Annotated in this window: 20 protein-coding genes; 15 read left to right on the forward strand and 5 right to left on the reverse strand. The window is 63.7% G+C overall.

Features of this window, described 5'->3' with window-relative positions:
* Window positions 1–121: 121 nt before the first annotated feature.
* From AB7532_RS28605 to AB7532_RS28620, 4 genes are all read right to left on the reverse strand, one after another.
* Window positions 122–385 (reverse strand): DUF3297 family protein, encoded by a 264-nt coding sequence (locus AB7532_RS28605; protein WP_441238025.1) that lies wholly within the window; start codon window positions 383–385, stop codon window positions 122–124.
* Entirely contained in the window at window positions 382–858 is a 477-nt protein-coding gene (locus AB7532_RS28610) for a glutathione peroxidase (protein ID WP_441238026.1), read from the reverse strand. Before AB7532_RS28610 ends, AB7532_RS28605 begins: the two co-directional genes overlap by 4 nt.
* A gap of 2 nt (window positions 859–860) precedes the next feature.
* Window positions 861–2,261 (reverse strand): amidase family protein, encoded by a 1,401-nt coding sequence (locus AB7532_RS28615; RefSeq protein WP_441238027.1) that lies wholly within the window; start codon window positions 2,259–2,261, stop codon window positions 861–863.
* Between the two features lie 205 nt (window positions 2,262–2,466).
* Entirely contained in the window at window positions 2,467–2,724 is a 258-nt protein-coding gene (locus AB7532_RS28620) for a DUF6894 family protein (protein WP_441238028.1), read from the reverse strand.
* 248 nt (window positions 2,725–2,972) lie between these two features.
* Between AB7532_RS28620 and pqqA the strand changes: the two genes are divergently transcribed.
* The 10 genes from pqqA (at window position 2,973) to AB7532_RS28670 (ending at window position 13,235) form a co-directional block, all read left to right on the forward strand.
* Complete coding sequence (pqqA, locus tag AB7532_RS28625; RefSeq protein ID WP_172786990.1) at window positions 2,973–3,053, forward strand: pyrroloquinoline quinone precursor peptide PqqA; 81 nt, start codon at window positions 2,973–2,975, stop codon at window positions 3,051–3,053.
* Between the two features lie 118 nt (window positions 3,054–3,171).
* Window positions 3,172–4,101 (forward strand): pyrroloquinoline quinone biosynthesis protein PqqB, encoded by a 930-nt coding sequence (gene pqqB / locus AB7532_RS28630; protein WP_441238029.1) that lies wholly within the window; start codon window positions 3,172–3,174, stop codon window positions 4,099–4,101.
* Between the two features lie 35 nt (window positions 4,102–4,136).
* Complete coding sequence (gene pqqC / locus AB7532_RS28635) at window positions 4,137–4,892, forward strand: pyrroloquinoline-quinone synthase PqqC (RefSeq protein WP_441239372.1); 756 nt, start codon at window positions 4,137–4,139, stop codon at window positions 4,890–4,892.
* Window positions 4,893–4,904: 12 nt separating this feature from the next.
* Entirely contained in the window at window positions 4,905–5,216 is a 312-nt protein-coding gene (gene pqqD / locus AB7532_RS28640; RefSeq protein WP_441238030.1) for a pyrroloquinoline quinone biosynthesis peptide chaperone PqqD, read from the forward strand.
* Entirely contained in the window at window positions 5,213–6,406 is a 1,194-nt protein-coding gene (gene pqqE / locus AB7532_RS28645; RefSeq protein WP_441238031.1) for a pyrroloquinoline quinone biosynthesis protein PqqE, read from the forward strand. Before pqqD ends, pqqE begins: the two co-directional genes overlap by 4 nt.
* Window positions 6,396–7,382 (forward strand): prolyl aminopeptidase, encoded by a 987-nt coding sequence (pip, locus tag AB7532_RS28650; RefSeq protein ID WP_441238032.1) that lies wholly within the window; start codon window positions 6,396–6,398, stop codon window positions 7,380–7,382. The genes pqqE and pip overlap by 11 nt, the downstream gene beginning before the upstream one ends.
* 152 nt (window positions 7,383–7,534) lie before the next feature.
* Window positions 7,535–8,212, forward strand: a complete 678-nt coding sequence (locus AB7532_RS28655) for a hypothetical protein (RefSeq protein ID WP_441238033.1) — start codon at window positions 7,535–7,537, stop codon at window positions 8,210–8,212.
* Window positions 8,213–8,566: 354 nt separating this feature from the next.
* Entirely contained in the window at window positions 8,567–10,366 is a 1,800-nt protein-coding gene (locus AB7532_RS28660) for an FAD-dependent oxidoreductase (protein ID WP_441238034.1), read from the forward strand.
* A complete protein-coding gene (locus AB7532_RS28665; RefSeq protein WP_441238035.1) occupies window positions 10,336–12,183 on the forward strand; it encodes a 2-oxoacid:acceptor oxidoreductase subunit alpha in 1,848 nt (615 codons plus the stop codon). Before AB7532_RS28660 ends, AB7532_RS28665 begins: the two co-directional genes overlap by 31 nt.
* Window positions 12,180–13,235: a 2-oxoacid:ferredoxin oxidoreductase subunit beta gene (locus AB7532_RS28670; protein WP_441238036.1), complete on the forward strand. Its 1,056-nt coding sequence runs from the start codon at window positions 12,180–12,182 to the stop codon at window positions 13,233–13,235. The genes AB7532_RS28665 and AB7532_RS28670 overlap by 4 nt, the downstream gene beginning before the upstream one ends.
* Window positions 13,236–13,381: 146 nt before the next feature.
* Here AB7532_RS28670 and AB7532_RS28675 read toward each other — a convergent pair whose 3' ends face one another.
* Window positions 13,382–13,960, reverse strand: coding sequence for an STM3941 family protein (locus AB7532_RS28675; RefSeq protein WP_441238037.1), 579 nt, complete (start codon window positions 13,958–13,960; stop codon window positions 13,382–13,384).
* 241 nt (window positions 13,961–14,201) lie between these two features.
* On the opposite strand from AB7532_RS28675, the gene AB7532_RS28680 reads away from it, so the two are divergent.
* The 5 genes from AB7532_RS28680 (at window position 14,202) to AB7532_RS28700 (ending at window position 16,305) form a co-directional block, all read left to right on the forward strand.
* Window positions 14,202–14,651 carry a DsrE family protein gene (locus AB7532_RS28680; RefSeq protein ID WP_441238038.1) on the forward strand — a complete coding sequence of 150 codons (450 nt, stop codon included), beginning with the start codon at window positions 14,202–14,204 and terminating at the stop codon, window positions 14,649–14,651.
* A gap of 193 nt (window positions 14,652–14,844) precedes the next feature.
* Entirely contained in the window at window positions 14,845–15,168 is a 324-nt protein-coding gene (locus tag AB7532_RS28685; protein WP_441238039.1) for an ArsR/SmtB family transcription factor, read from the forward strand.
* Window positions 15,165–15,596 (forward strand): SRPBCC family protein, encoded by a 432-nt coding sequence (locus AB7532_RS28690; RefSeq protein ID WP_441238040.1) that lies wholly within the window; start codon window positions 15,165–15,167, stop codon window positions 15,594–15,596. The genes AB7532_RS28685 and AB7532_RS28690 overlap by 4 nt, the downstream gene beginning before the upstream one ends.
* A 44-nt stretch (window positions 15,597–15,640) precedes the next feature.
* Window positions 15,641–15,865 carry a hypothetical protein gene (locus AB7532_RS28695; RefSeq protein WP_441238041.1) on the forward strand — a complete coding sequence of 75 codons (225 nt, stop codon included), beginning with the start codon at window positions 15,641–15,643 and terminating at the stop codon, window positions 15,863–15,865.
* Window positions 15,862–16,305, forward strand: coding sequence for a DUF1801 domain-containing protein (locus AB7532_RS28700; RefSeq protein WP_441238042.1), 444 nt, complete (start codon window positions 15,862–15,864; stop codon window positions 16,303–16,305). The genes AB7532_RS28695 and AB7532_RS28700 overlap by 4 nt, the downstream gene beginning before the upstream one ends.
* Window positions 16,306–16,524 lie beyond the last annotated feature (219 nt).

The following is a 16,524-nucleotide window of genomic DNA, read 5'->3' on the forward strand; positions in this document are numbered from 1 at the left end:
ACCGCAGAAAGATTCTGGATTGCTTCGCTTCGCTCGCAATGACGAGGTGAGAGAGTGCGCTCCCCACAATGACGGGGAGAGGTCAAGGGCTCCTCGCAATGACGAGGAGAGAGTGCGTGCGTCAGTCTGCTTTCTTGTCCCTGAAATACGGCTCGACCGGGCCGTGCACCTTGATGGTCAGCGGGTTGCCGCGGCGGTCCTTGGCATTGCCGGCGGTGACGCGGACCCAGCCTTCGCTGATGCAGTACTCCTCGACATTGGTTTTCTCGACGCCCTTGAAGCGGATGCCGACGTCGCGCGACAGGATATCCGCGTTGTAATAGGGGCTGTTCGGGTCGACCGACAGGCGGTCCGGAAATTCGTCGCTCATGATTGTCTCGCTCATAACAGGGTCTCGATTTGATTCCGCAGTCCTTCGGGCCTTGCGGTCGGCGCATGGCGCGCGACCACCTTTCCGGCACGGTCCACCAGGAATTTGGTGAAATTCCATTTGATGGAGGCGCCGAGCAGGCCGGATTGCTGATGCTTCAGGTACTCATACAAGGGGTGCGCGTGGGCGCCGTTGACGTCGATCTTCTCGAACAAGGGAAAAGTGACGTCGTAATGCGTCGAACAGAACGCCTGGATCTCGCTCGCCGGCCCCGGCTCCTGCGCGCCGAACTGGTTGCAGGGAAAGCCGAGCACCGCGAAGCCGCGCGGCGACAGATCGCGGTGCAGATCCTCCAGCCCGCGATATTGCGGCGTGAAGCCGCATTTGCTCGCGGTGTTGACGATCAGCAGCACCTGCCCTTCGAAACGTTTCATCAGCACCTCCTCGCCTGCAAGCGAGTTGGCCTTGAAGTCGTAGATCGCAGACATCGCTAACCTACGGGGTCGATCGGCGACGGCGGCACGCCGCCGGCCTCGATCGCTTCGCCGGCGAGCAGGCAGAGATCCTCGCGATAGCGGCCGGAGACGATGTGCACGCCGACCGGCGCCTTGCCGACGAGGCCGGTGGAGACCACGAGGCCCGGAAGGCCCATGAAGGGCGTCGCGATCTGCGGCATCTGCGCTTCCCAGACGCGCTCGAACGATGCCGCATCCTTGCGGTCGAGGTGATCGGGGAACGGCAACTCGCCGGAGACCGGCGTCAGCACGACGGCATATTTTTCGAAGAACAGCATCCAGTCGCGCGTCAACGTGGCACGGCGGGTCAGCGCCTGCGCGTAATTGGCCTGGTCCATCGGCGTCACCTTGGCGCGGTTGCCGCGGAGACAGGCCAGCGCGCCGGGATCGCCCTCGCGCTCGGCCATTTCGAGCTGTGCTTCATAGGCGTCGCCGAGCCAGAGCTTGCGCTGCCATTCGACGGCTTCGCGCATCGGCGGGGTGTTCTCGATCGTCTCGACGGTCCAGCCGGCGCGCTCGAGCCGCTTGCCGGCGTCGATCACCGCCGCCTTCACCTCCGGCGTGGTGGCAAGGCCGTCCGGATTGAGGCAGAGCGCGGCGCGCTTCGGCACGGCCGGGCCTTCCAGCGGCGCCGGCACGAACCAGGGATCGCGGATGTCGCGGGCCGACATGGCCGCGAGCGAGATGCGGAGGTCGTTCACGGTGCGCGCCAAGGGACCCGAGACTGCCATGATCTGCGGCCCGATCGGGCGCTCCGGCAGCGCCGGGTTGAAGGCGGGGATACGGCCGAGCGTCGGGCGCAGGCCGTGCACGCCACAGGCATAGGCGGGATAGCGGATCGAACCGGCGATATCGGTGCCGTGGGCGATGTGGCCGATGCCGGCCGCGACCGCGGAACCGGCGCCGCCGGACGAGCCACCCGGCGTCAACGAGGCATCGCGCGGGTTCTTGGTGTCGCCATGGACCAGATTGGTGGTGAACCAGCGGTAGGAGAAGGCCGGGCAATTGGTGCGCCCCAGGAGAATGGCGCCGGATTTGCGGAAATTGGCGACCACCGGATTGTCCTCGCGCGCGATCAGGTCGCGCTGGAGTTTCAGGCCGTTGGTGGTGGCAAAGCCCTCCTGGTCGACATTGGCCTTGATGGTGACGGGGACCCCGGCGAGCACGCCGGGATCCTCGCCCCTGCTGATGGCGGCATCGACGGCATCGGCCTGCTTGAGCACGTCCTCGGGCCGGTGGTCGATCACGGCGTTGAGCGCGGGATTGACGGCATCCAGGCGGGCGAGGCCGGCCTTGGCGGCCTCCCGGGCGGACACTTTTTTGGACCTGACGAGAGTGGCGAGGTCGGCGGCCGACAGGCGCCAGAGATCTTGCATGGCTTGCTCCGTATGACCGGCGTCTTTTAGCGCCGGGAACGCAGCAAAGCCATGCGGATTTCGCAGGGGCGAAGGGCGGGTTTGGCGCCTCATTCTCCGTCATTGCGAGCGCAGCGAAGCAATCCAGACTGCCTCCGAGGAAGCAGTCTGGATTGCTTCGTCGCTACGCTCCTCGCAATGACGGGGAGAGAGCGGGGGGTGGCGCTTAATGCCTCGTGGCGGACTGGTCCGGCATGTCCAGCAGGGCCTCGGTGAAGGGGAATTCGAGCACGATTTCCCCGTCGTCGTCGGTGACCTCGATCACCGCCTCCATCAGGGCCGGCTGGGCGCCCTCGGATTTCACGACTTCGAGGATCATCTGGCGGGCGACCTCCCAGGCGCGGTCGGGGTTGCGCAGGTCCTCTCCTTCAGGATCCACGATCAATTCGTCGCCGATGCGGGTGTTGAAGAAGTATTTGGGCATCACCGAATTCCACTTGGGTCGCCTGTACCGGATTGAAAGCTGCACTGAACTCACAACTGCTTTATCAGGACAGGGTTCGCGACCGAATGCGCCAGGCGCAAGGCAGCGTCTCCAGAAGTGATGTTCCACCATGATTTTTTGCGGCGCAACATGACTTTCTCGGGAAAATTTCACTGGCGAACTTTTGCGCCCGCATTACTTTATCCCTTGGGCGGATACGTCCGAATTCGCGAATATGGAGAGCCGAAATGGCCTGGAAAGCCCCGAAGATCGTCGAAGTGCCCTGCGGCATGGAAATCAACATGTATGTGAGCGCCATCCGCAAGTAAGCGGTTGGTGAATTTGCGTTCTGCGCAGGTGGATCTTTCGGTCACGATGCATGTCCGGACGTCAGGATTTGTGTCGGCGTGAGGTCCACCTCGCGACATTGCCTCCAGGAGACGTAGTATGCTTCGCGTCGTCGTCCTGGGCGCCGGGGCTGGCGGCGGAGTCCCGCAATGGAATTGCGGGTGTGAGGGCTGCCAGGCGGCCCGTGCTGGCGGACATGACCTTTTTCGAACCCAAGCCTCGGTCGCCTTCAGCGGCGACGGCGAGCACTGGTTCCTGATCAACGCCTCCCCTGACCTACGCCAGCAATTGAATGCCACGCCGCAGCTGCATCCCAAGGCGGGCGCGCTGCGCCATACGCCTGTTGCAGGCGTGATCCTGACCAACAGCGAAGTGGATGCGGTGGCGGGCCTGCTCTCGATGCGCGAGGGCTCGCCGTTCACCGTCTATGCGCACGAGAAGGTGCTGGCGATCCTGGCCAGCAACAGCATCTTCAACGTGCTGAACGAGAAGAAAGTCAAACGTCAGCCGGTCGGAATCAGCGAGCCGTTCGAGCCGCGATTGCCTGATGGCGCGCGCTCAGGCCTCGAAGTGCTGCCCTTTGCGGTGCCGGGCAAATCGGCGTGGTATCTCGAAGGCAAGGCCCATCCCGGCGGCGAGAGCGGCGACGGTGATACGCTGGGGCTGAAGATCACCGACAAGGCAAGCGGCAAGTGCTTCTATTTCATCGCCGCCTGCGCCGAGGTCACCGACGCGCTCAAGGCCGAGATCGACGGCGCGTCGCTGGTGTTCTTCGACGGCACGGTCTGGCAGGACGACGAGATGATCAAGGCAGGCCTCGGCCACAAGACCGGCAAGAGTATGGGACATGTCGCGATGTCCGGTGACGACGGCGCGATCGCGCGGCTGGCCGACCTCACACTCGACAGGAAGATGTTTCTGCATATCAATAACTCGAATCCGGCGCTGCTGCCCGGTACGCCGGAGCGCCAGGCGCTCGAGGCCGCGGGCTGGCAGATACCGACGGACGGAACGGAGATCGTGTTGTGAATGCCGCGTCCAAGACTGGACCAAACATGACTGGAATGACCGCGCTCTCTGTCGGCAAGGACATCCGCCTCAACTCGGCGGAGGAGCTGGAGGCGACGCTGCGCCATATCGGGGCGACGCGCTATCACAGCTTGCATCCGTTCCATAAGCTCTTGCACGGCGGCAAGCTGAACAAGGGCCAGGTGCAGGCCTGGGCGCTGAACCGCTACTATTACCAGAGCACGATCCCGATCAAGGACGCGGTGGTGATCTCGCGTTTCCGCGACCGCGCCACGCGGCTGGAATGGCGTCACCGCATCGAGGACCATGACGGCGATGTCGGCAGCGAAGGCGGCATCGAGCGCTGGCTGAAGCTGACCAGTGGCCTCGGCCTCGACCCGGGCTATGTGGAATCGACCGAGGGCATCTTGCCGGCGACGCGCTTTGCGGTGGAAGCCTACGTGCATTACTGCCGCGAGAAGTCGCCGCTGGAGGCGATCGCCTCCTCGCTCACCGAATTGTTCGCGCCGAACCTGCACGAGGAGCGCATCTCCGGCATGCTGGAGCATTACGACTTCGTCAATCCTGACATCATGAGCTATTTCAAGCGGCGGCTGGCGCAGGCGCCGCGCGATGCCGGTTTCGCGCTCGACTACGTCAAGGCGCATGCGACGACACCGGAGCAGCGCGCCCAAGTGTGCAACGCGCTGATCTTCAAGACCAACGTGCTATGGGTGCAGCTCGACGCGCTCCAGCACGCCTATGTCGAGGGCCACATTCCGCCGGGCGCGTTCGTGCCCAAAGCGGGTTAAGGAACACGAGCGATGGCCGGGCCGCGGAACATCAGCGTCAGCGAGGCAAGCCGCCCGGTGCTGCCGCGGCATGCCAAGCTGAAATATGACGAAACCCGACAGGTCTGGGTGATCCTGGCGCCGGAGCGGGTGCTGGCGCCCGACGAGATCGCGGTCGAGGTCTTGCAGCTCTGCGACGGCAAGCGCAGTGTCGGCGACATGTCGGATCAGTTGGCCGTGAAATATGCCGCGCCGCGCGAGGCGATTCTCGCCGACGTCATCGTCATGCTGCAGGATCTCGCCGACAAGGGCTTTCTCACCGAGATCAGGGAGAAGACGCCATGAGCGATGTGCTCCCGATCATTCCGCCCGACGCGAGCGACAGCCTCGCGGTGCTGGAGAAGAGCCGCTCGACCGCGGAGACGTTCGGCATTCCGCTCGCGGTGCTGCTCGAGATCACCCATCGCTGCCCGCTGCAGTGCCCCTATTGTTCCAACCCGGTCGAGCTCGACAGGTCCGGCAAAGAGCTGACGACGGATGAGTGGAAGAAGGTGCTGAGCGAGCTCGCCGAGATCGGCGTGCTCCAGGTGCATTTCTCCGGCGGCGAGCCGACGGCGCGCAAGGACCTCGTCGAGCTGGTGAAGCATGCCAGCGACGTGGGCCTGTACACCAACCTCATCACCTCGGCCGTGCTGCTGACGCGCGAGCGGCTGAGCCAGTTGGCCGACGCCGGGCTCTGCCATGTGCAGATCAGTTTTCAGGGCATCGAAGAAGGTCTCGCCGATCGCGTTGCCGGCTACAAGGGCGGCCACCGCAAGAAGCTCGAAGTCGCTAAGTGGACGCGCGAGCTGGACCTGCCGCTGACCGTGAACGCGGTGATGCACCGGCAGAATTTGCACCAGCTTCCCGACATCATCCAGATGTCTGTTGATCTCGACGCCGACCGGCTCGAGGTCGCCAATGTCCAATATTACGGCTGGGCGCTGAAGAACCGCGCCGCGCTGATGCCGACGGTGGAACAGCTCGATGAGACCACGCGCATCGTCGAAGCGGCGAGCGAACGGCTCAAGGGACGGCTGACGATCGACTACGTCATGCCGGACTATTACGCGCTGCGGCCGAAGAAATGCATGGGCGGCTGGGGCCGGCAGTTCTTCAACATCTCGCCCGCCGGCAAGGTGCTGCCGTGCCACGCCGCCGAGAGCATCACCGGGCTCGACTTCGAATCCGTGCGCTCGAACCATTCGATCGCCTGGATCTGGCAGAACTCCGAGGCCTTCAACCGCTATCGCGGCACCGGCTGGATGAAGGAGCCGTGCAAGTCTTGCGAATTCCGCGAGATCGATTTCGGCGGCTGCCGCTGCCAGGCGTTTGCGCTGACGGGCGATGCGGCCAACACCGATCCGGCCTGCGCGCTGTCACCGCTGCACGAAACCATTTTCAAGCAGGCCGAGCACGAGGCCGAGGGCGAGACCAGCCGTTTCCTCTACCGCAATTTCGCCGGCGGCACTCTGGAATCCGGGAATGATGCCTGACGCCGACGCGGCCGCATCGGCCAAACGCGCCGATCCCTTCGCGCCGCTGACCTCCGAGATGCTCGACGTCGGCGACGGCCACGAGCTCTATGTCGAGAGCGTCGGCCGCGCTGAGGGCGTTCCCGCCATCTATCTGCATGGCGGTCCCGGCAGCGGTTGCCAGCCCGATCATCGCCGGCTGTTCGATCCCGAGCGGATGCATGCGGTGCTGTTCGACCAGCGCGGCTGCGGCCGCAGCCGTCCGAAAGGCTCGCGCGCGCACAACACGACGGCGCATCTGATCGCGGACATGGAGACAATCCGCGAAAAATTCGGCTTTGAGCGCTGGATGGTGGTCGGCGGCTCCTGGGGCGCAACGCTGGCGCTGGCCTATGCGGAGGCCCATCCCGAGCGCGTCGCCGGCATTGCGCTGCGTGCAACCTTCCTCGGCACGCGGACCGAAGTCGAGATCGCCTTCACCTCGCGCCTGTCGCAGTTCTATCCCGCGCTGTACGAGGATTTCCTGAGCGTGCTGCCGCCGGAAGAGCGCGCACGTCCGATCGACGCCTATTGGCGCCGCATCCTCGATGCCGATCCGGCCGTGCATGGCCCGGCCTCGCGGGCGTGGCACGACACCGAGCGCGCGCTGTCCGAGCACAAGGCGGCCAAGACGCGGATCGACCTCGCCTCGCTGAACGTCTGGCGTACGCTGCCCGCGACGCCGTTCATGGAGGCGCATTATTTCGTCAGCAACTCCTTCATGAGCGAAGATCAGTTGTTGCGAAACGCCGGCCGGCTCGAAGGCATTCCCGGCATCATCGTGCAAGGCCGCTACGATCTGTTGTGTCCTCCTGAGACATCCGAGCGGCTCGCGAAAGTTTGGCCGGGTTCCGAGATCAGGATCGTGGAAGAAGCCGGGCATTCGCTCTATGATGCCGGCGTGCGGGACGCGGTCATGAAGTCGATCGCCGATCTCGCGTCGAAGGCTGCGCGCTGAGGTCTACCTCCTCATCCTGAGGAGCGCTCGAAGAGCGCGTCTCGAAGGATGAAAGGCCGAGACGTAGCAGCGGGGCCTTCATGGTTCGAGACGGCGCTTGCGCGCCTCCTCACCATGAGGGTCAGGGTTCGCATGGGAAGGACAACAAGAAAATGCCGCTCGCCGGGCAAGGCATGCTGCTGACGTCGATGAATATCGACGCGGCGGAGGAAGCCGATTTCAACCGCTGGTACGATCGCGAACATCTGGAAGAGCGTGTCGCGATCGAGGGATTTCTGGAGGCGCGGCGCTATGTCGCGCATGCCGCCAATCCCAAATATCTCTCGCTGTATTCGACCGCGACACTCGACGTGCTCGACAGTCCCGCCTACCGGGCGCGGCTCGCCAACCAGACCGAATGGTCGCGGCGGACCATGGCGCATTTCAAGAACATGCTGCGCGTCGTTGCGCGCATCACCCTCAGCAAAGGCACCGGTCGTGGCGCTGCGCTCGGCCTCGTGCGGCTGCGGCCGACGGCCGACAATGCCGGCGCGTGGCGTGATGCACTGCAAGAAAAGCTGGCACCGGAGACGCGCGAAGGCATCATCTCGATGCATCTGCTCGAAAGCGAGCCGGAATTGTCGGGCGCAACGGCGGATATTCCGGCGGTGCGCAACGAAGGCGCGCGCGACTGGTTCGTGCTGATCGACGGCACGCATGTCGGAGCGGTCTCCGCTGTCATCGCCGAGCGCTTCACCGGTCCTGCTGCCGCGCCCTTCCCGCTGCCCGTCTCCGTCGGCACTTACAGCCTGATGTGGGACCTCGCGAAGAGCGACATCGCACAGAGCTGACGTCGGGAGATTGCCGCGCCTTCCGCCGCCGCCGTCATTGCGAGCGCAGCGAAGCAATCCAGACTGTCTCCGAGGAAACAATCTGGATTGCTTCGTCGCAAGAGCTCCTCGCAATGACGGGGATGGAGCGCAGCGCAACATATTGCAGCGCCGCATGACTTCATGCGGCCGTTAATGCTGTGCGCGCGCAGCTCCCATGAAAGCATGTGATCGCGAAAATTTGCCGTTGTACTTCGGAACGGTTCTAATAAGCTAACCCAATGACGTCATTCAGAAACCAGATCGAGCCGCGTTAAGCGTCCGACAAGCTCAAAGAGGCCGCCGGGTCTTTGAGCCTGCGCGGACAGGGTAGGAATGAAACCGACCGATATCGCGGCCCCCGACTACTTTCACAAAGTGGTCGATTGTCAGTGGGCCTGTCCTGCGCACACTCCGGTTCCCGAATACATCCGACTGATCGCACAAGGCCGCTACAGCGACGCCTACATGATCAATTGGAAATCGAATGTGTTTCCCGGAATCCTGGGACGCACCTGCGATCGTCCATGCGAGCCGGCGTGCCGCCGCGGTCGCGTCGAGGAAACGCCGGTTGCGATCTGCCGCCTCAAGCGCGTCGCCGCCGATTTCAAGGACGACATCACGCAGCGCCTGCCGCGTCCGACTGCGAAGAACGGCAAGCGTGTCGCGTTCGTCGGTGGCGGTCCGGCGTCGCTGACCGTCGCGCGAGATCTGGCGCCGCTCGGCTATCACTGCACCGTGTTCGACGGCGATCCGCAAGCCGGCGGCATGATGCGCACGCAGATCCCGAAATTCCGTCTGCCCAATTCCGTCATCGACGAGGAGACCGGCTACATCCTCAACCTCGGTGTCGACTTCAAGGGCGGCCAACGCATCGACAGCATGAAGGCGTTGCTCGCGGAGAAATATGACGCGATCTTCGTCGGCTCCGGCGCGCCGCGCGGCCGCGAGCTCGACATTCCCGGCCGCAAGGAAGCAGCCGCCAACGTCCATATCGGCATCGAGTGGCTGGCCTCGGTCTCGTTCGGCCACATCGACAAGATCGGCAAGCGCGTGATCGTGCTTGGCGGCGGCAACACCGCGATGGATTGCTGCCGCACCGCGCGCCGCCTCGGCGGCGAAGAGGTGAAGGTCGTCGTCCGCTCCGGCTTCGAGGAGATGAAGGCCTCCCCATGGGAGAAGGAAGACGCGCTGCACGAGGACATTCCGATCCTCAACTTCCTCGTCCCGGTCGCCTTCGTCCACGACAACGGCAAGCTCACCGGCATCACCTTCCAGAAGGTGAAGGCCGAATACGATGCCAAGGGCAAGCGCAACCTCGTTCCCTCGGGCGAGCCGGACCAGACCATCGAATGCGACGACGTGCTGGTCGCGGTCGGCCAGGAGAACGCCTTCCCCTGGATCGAGCAGGATTGCGGCATCGAGTTCGACAAATGGCACATGCCCAAGGTCGATCCGACGACGTTCGTCTCCACCAATCCAAAGGTCTTCTTCGGCGGCGACGCCGCGTTCGGGCCGAAGAACATCATCTGGGCGGTCGCGCAGGGCCACGACGCCGCGCTGTCGATTCACAAGATGCTGTCGGGCGAGGACATCACCGAGCGGCCTTTGCCGGACGTGCATGTCTCCTCGCAGAAGATGGGCATCCACGAATGGAGCTATGACAACGACATCTCCAACGACAAGCGCTACAAGGTGCCGCATCGCGACAAGGTGATCGCGCTGAAGGACATCCGCGCCGAGGTCGAGCTCGGCTACGACGTCAAGCTCGCGCTGGGCGAAGCCGAGCGCTGCCTGAACTGCGATGTGCAGACGGTATTCTCCACCTCGCTCTGCATCGAGTGCGATGCCTGCGTCGACATCTGCCCGATGGATTGCATCACTTTCACCGCGAACGGCGAGGAAGACGATCTGCGTCATCGGCTGAAGGCGCCCTCGCCGCATCCGGACCAGGACCTCTACGTTTCGTCCGACCTGAAGACCGGGCGCGTGATGGTCAAGGACGAGGACGTCTGCCTGCATTGCGGGCTGTGCGCCGAGCGCTGTCCCACCGGCGCCTGGGACATGCAGAAATATTTCATCGAGATGACTCACGCAGGTTCGACATGTCCGACAAAAAGCCGCTCAGCAGCGTAAACGACTTCGTCGTCCGCTTCGCCAACGTCAACGGCTCGGGTTCGGCCAGCGCCAACGAGATGTTCGCGCGCGCGATCCTGCGCCATGGCGTCCCGGTCTCTCCGCGCAACATCTTCCCCTCCAACATCCAGGGCCTGCCGACCTGGTACGAGGTGCGGGTGACGGAAGACGGCCATCTCGGCGCCCGCGGCGGCGTCGACATGATGGTGGCGATGAACCCGCAGACCTGGGACAAGGACGTCGCCGGTATCGAGCCCGGCGGCTATCTGTTCTACGATTCCACCAAGCCGATGCCGTCGACCAAATTCCGCGACGACATCACCGTGATCGGCGTGCCACTCACCGCCATCACCAACTCGACCTACACCGATCCGCGCCAGCGCCAGCTGTTCAAGAACATCATCTATCTCGGCGCGCTCTCGGCCCTGCTCGACATGGATCCGAAGCTGATCGAGCAGCTGATTGGCGAGCAGTACAAGGGCAAGGAGAAGCTCTTGTCCTCCAACGTCCACGCGCTGCATCTCGGCCGCGACTGGGCGCTGCAGAATTTGAAATGCCCGCTGGGCTTGCGTATCAAGAAATCCGACAAGGTCGGCGACCGCATCTTCATCGAGGGCAACAGCGCCGCCGCGCTCGGCGCCGTCTATGGCGGCGCCACCGTGTGCGCATGGTATCCGATCACACCGTCCTCCTCGGTGGCGGAAGCGTTCACCGCCCACTGCAAGAAGTACCGGCACGATGCGGAGACAGGCAAGGCGAAATACGCGATCGTGCAAGGCGAGGACGAACTGGCCTCGATCGGCATCGTCATCGGCGCCTCCTGGAACGGCGCGCGCGCCTTCACCGCGACCTCGGGCCCGGGCATCTCCCTGATGACCGAGTTCATCGGCCTCTCGTATTTCGCCGAGATCCCGGCCGTGATCATGAACATCCAGCGCGCGGGCCCCTCGACGGGCATGCCGACCCGCACCCAGCAATGCGACATCATCGCCTGCGCCTATGCTTCGCATGGCGACACCAAGCACGTGCTGCTGTTTCCGGAAGATCCGGCGGAAGCGTTCGAGTTCGCTGCGGCGGCCTTCGATCTCGCCGAGCGGCTTCAGACCACGATCTTCCTGATGCTCGATCTCGACATCGGCATGAACCACCGGCTCTGCCGTCCCCTGAAATGGGACGATGCCAAACAGTATGATCGCGGCAAGGTGATGACCGCGGAGATGCTGGACGAGGGCCGCGACTTCGGCCGCTATCTCGATGTCGACGGCGACGGCATTCCCTACCGCACCTATCCCGGCACGCATCCGACCAAGGGCTCCTATTTTACCCGCGGCACGTCGCGCGATCGTTATGCGCGCTATTCCGAGGAGGGCTCGGTCTATGCCGACAACATGCAGCGTCTGGTGCGCAAGTTCGAAACCGCGCAGGATCTGGTGCCGCGGCCGCTGCAGGCCAACGCGGAACGGCCGACCAAATATGGCGTGATCTATTTCGGCTCGACCTCGCCGGCGATGGATGAGGCGGTCGGCTTGCTGGAAGCGCGCGGGCATCAGCTCGATCGCCTGCGCATCCGCGCCTTCCCGTTCCACTCCAGCGTCGCGAGCTTCCTCGCCGAGCACGACTTCGTCTATGTCGTCGAGCAGAATCGCGACGCGCAGCTCCGTCAGCTCATCGTCAACGAGAACGGCATCGATCCCGTCCGCCTCGTGCCGATCGTGCATTACGACGGCACCCCGATCACCGCCCGTTTCATCGCAAAAGCCATTGGCGACCACCAGGATCACCTCAAGGTGACCCCGCTCCGCAAGGCCGTGTCATGACCTACATTGCAAAACCGAAATTCCACCATCCGGGCCTCAAGAAGAACGAGCTCGGCTACACGCATCGCGACTACGAGGGCAAGATCTCGACGCTGTGCGCGGGCTGCGGCCACGATTCGATCACGGCCTCGATCATCGAGGCCTGTTACGAACTCTCGATCGAGCCGCATCGGGTCGCAAAGATTTCCGGCATCGGCTGTTCGTCGAAGACGCCGGACTATTTCCTCGGCAATTCGCACGGCTTCAACACCGTGCATGGCCGCATGCCGTCGGTTCTCACTGGCGCCAACCTCGCCAACCGCGATCTGATCTATCTCGGCGTCTCCGGCGACGGCGATTCCGCCTCGATCGGCTTCGGCCAGTTCGCGCATTCGATCCGGCGCGGTGTCAACATGACCTATATCGTCGAGAACAACGGCGTCTACGGCCTGACCAAGGGGCAGTTCTCGGCGACCGCCGACCGCGGCTCGAAGAGCAAGAAGGGCGTCACCAACACCGACAACGCGATCGATCTCGTCGCGATGGCGCTGCAACTCGGCGCCACCTTCGTCGCGCGCTCCTTCTCGGGCGACAAGACCCAGCTGGTGCCGCTGATCGCCGCCGCGATCGGTCACAAGGGCGCGTCGTTTATCGACGTCATCAGTCCCTGCATCGCCTTCAACAACCACGCCGGCTCGACCAAGAGTTTTGATTATGTTCGCGAGCACAATGACGCGGTGAACCGGCTCGACGTGCTGGTCGGCCGCGATCCCATTGCGGTGGACTATGCGCCTGGCACAGTGCAGGTGGTCGAGCAGCACGACGGCAGCAAGATCGCGCTACGCAAGATCGACGCCGACTACGATCCGCATGACCGGCTCGGCGCCCAGACCTTCCTCGCGAGGCACGCCGCCAAGGGCCAGATCGTGACCGGCCTGCTCTACGTCGATCCCGATGCGGAAGATTTGCACGCGCATCTCGACACGGTCGAGACGCCGCTCAACACGCTGGAAGCGGACACGCTGTGCCCGGGCTCGGCCGCGCTGGACAAGTTCAACGCCAGCCTGCGGTGAGGCATCCGTAGGGTGGGCAAAGCGAAGCGTGCCCACCATGTCTATCAATTGCGTAGAGAGATCGTGGGCACGGCGCGTTGCGCCTTTGCCCACCCTACGACACCTCGCAATGACGGCGGAGACAGCGGCGCCAAGCCGCATCCCGCTTAATTGACGGGCTCAGCCGCAAGCTCAGCCACCGCCACAGGCTCGTCCACAGGGGCCGGTCGCCCGGCACCCCAATATTGCTTGCAGGTCTCGAGCAAGGTCTCGACGTCCATGGTCAGGCCGCCCGCATTGACGATCACGCCGTCGGCGCCGAGTGCCTTGTTCATCAAGGCGCGCGTCAGAAATCCCCCGGAGCATCGCTGAGCGATGAGCGGATCGACCTTGAGCACCACGCATTTCTGCGTGCGCTGCTCTGAAAGCAATATCTTCCTCACCGCGCTCCAGGCGATGGTCTCCTCGGCGAGCCTGGTGTCGCGAATGCCGACGCGGGTGATGAACACCACGGGCTGCCTGGCGGTGGTCAGCCGCCAGAGCATCCGACAGGTGGCAAGGCCGAAAAACACCGCGCCGACATAGCAGGCGGCGAGCTCGAACGTGGTGACGCCCTTGCCCTGCTGCCAGGTGAATGCGAGCCCGGCACAGAGCAGCGTCAGCAGCAAATTGCCGCCGAAAAACATCAGCAGCCGTCCGCGGGAATAACCGATCGTGATGTTGGGCAAGTTCTGACTTACGGACATGGTCGACCGCCACCAGCCTGTTGCAACAACCTGGGGTTTACCAGCGCCCCTTCCTCTAAAATATTAGGGCGGGAACCTTGCGCGAAGCTGCCCGCGGGCGGGCCATGCGGACCTGAACGCGCGGCGTTCGGCTGGCGACTAGCGGTCGATTGGCCCTCATTGTCCCCGATGACCGCGAAGAGCTCGCTGCGCTGCGCCACAAATGATATGTCTCCGGCAAATTCAGGTCAGGGAGATCGCCATGAATCGCCGGAACATCTTGTGGAGCACCGTTACGGCTTTGGGCGAGGCACTCGGCGCCTCCCGCGCGAAAGCTGCGACCGAGGCTCCCGCATCGAACAAGCTCAGGGTCGTCTACCATCTCAGCGATGCCGAGAAGGTCAGTTTCGTGCTCGGCAACATCCAGAACCACATCGACGGCGTCGGCGGCCCCGAGCATGTGACGATCGCGCTGGTGATTCACGGGCCGGCGCTGAAGGCGTTTCAGTGGGTGCAAGCCAACCCCGATATCAGCAAGCGCGTCGGTGATTTCTCCAAGGACGGCGTCGAGCTCGCCGCTTGCGGCAATACAATGAAGGCGCAGAACGTCACGCTGACGGATCTGCTGCCGGGTTTTGTCAGCGCGGAGAAAGGCGGCGTGGTGCGGCTCGCCGAGCTGCAGTCGCAGGGATATCTGTATCTGCGGCCGTAAGGGTCGCGCGGGGCGCCGTCGCCCCATTCTCCGTCATTGCGAGCGCAGCGAAGCAATCCAGAATCCTTCCGCGGAGGGACTCTGGATTGCTTCGTCGCTTTGCTCCTCGCAATGACGGGGAGAAATCACGCTTGACTTATCCATAACCCTACGGTTATGAGTTAATCCATAACTTACTGGTTATGGATTCCACATGTCGACCGCCCCCGATCTCTTGTTCCGGACGCTCGCCGACCCGACCCGGCGGGGGATCTTCGAACGGCTGTGCCGCGACGGCGAGCAGACGGTCGGGGCACTGACGGCGCAATCAGGCGTTTCCCAGCCGGCGGTCTCAAAACATCTCGGCGCGCTGAAGCAGGCGGGCCTGGTGCGCGACCGCCATGAGGGACGCCAGACCCATTACAGCGCGCAGCCCGGCGCACTGAATCCGCTGCTCGACTGGACCAGCCAGATGGCCGGGTTCTGGCAGAACCGGCTCGATGCCCTCGACGATCTCCTGAAGAGGATGGACCAATGACCGAACACGCGACCGAAACGCGCTCTGTCGTCGTCGAGCGCGAATTTGCTTTTCCGGCCGAGCGCCTGTGGCGCGCGCTGACGCAGCCGCATCTGATCGAGGAATGGCTGATGAAGAACGACTTCAAACCCGATGTCGGCCATCGCTTCAATCTGCGCGGCGAATGGGGCGGCGTGCTCGATTGCGAAGTCCTGACCATCGAGCCGGAGAAGACGCTCGCCTACACCTGGAATTTCTCGCATGAGGACGCGGCGTTCGATTTGAAGAGCATCGTGACCTTCACGCTGACACCGACGGGCGCGGGCACGCATCTGCGCGTCGAGCAGGCCGGCTTCAACCCGACGCAGAAGCAGGCCTATGGCGGCGCGCATGCCGGCTGGAAGCAGTTTTTCGCAAGGTTGGACGAGGTGCTGGCGCGGGTGGACTAGCCCGGCCGGCGGCGTTCATTCGATCATCCCGAGAGGAGGTTTCATTGACCGGAAATATGTGGGTTCGGCAGATCCATCGCTGGCTGTCGATCGTTTTCACGCTCGCCGTCATCGCCAACATCGTCGCCATGACGCAGCAGGTCCAGGCAACGTGGATCGGCTTCCTGGCGCTCGTCCCGCTGATTCCCATGCTCATCACCGGGCTATACCTGTTCGCGCTGCCCTATCTCGGCCGGCGCGACGACGCTCGACGGGAGGCGCGGTCATGACGAAGGCCGTGACCGCGAAGAAGGCCGGCGCAAAGGACGCGACCGGGCCCTCGCCCTCCAGGATGATCGACGGCCGGATCAAGGAGCTCGGCGACTGGCGCGGCGAGATGCTGGGACGGGTCCGCAACCTGATCAAGGACGCCGTGCCGGATGTGGTCGAGGAATGGAAATGGCGCGGCGTTCCCGTCTGGGAGCACGACGGCATCATCTGCACCGGCGAGACCTACAAGGAAGTGGTGAAGCTGACCTTTGCCAAGGGCGCAGCACTGGATGATCCCGCGGGCCTGTTCAATTCAAGCCTCGACGGCAATTTGCGACGCGCGATCGATATTCGCGACGGCGATGAGATCAACGAGAAGGGGTTGAAGGCGCTGATCCGCGCGGCGGCGGAGCTGAATGCGTCGAAGGTCAAGAAGAAGCCAGCAAAGCGTTCGGCGTAGAGCGCCCTAAGTCGATCCAAGTATTCCTGATGGCCGCCAGAGCAAGCGCATCGTCCTTCGAGACGACCGCTCCGCGGTCTCCTCAGGATGAGGCTAAGCAGCATCTCTACTGTCGAAATTTCTGCCGCACCCTCCGTCCTCATCCTGAGGGCCCGCCAAAGGCGGGCGTCTCGAAGGATGGCCGCGAGCGAGCTAAAGCCCGATGAGCTAGAGCTGCCG

It is taken from the genome of Bradyrhizobium sp. 930_D9_N1_4 (assembly GCF_052076015.1).
Classification (GTDB): Bacteria; Pseudomonadota; Alphaproteobacteria; order Rhizobiales; family Xanthobacteraceae; genus Bradyrhizobium.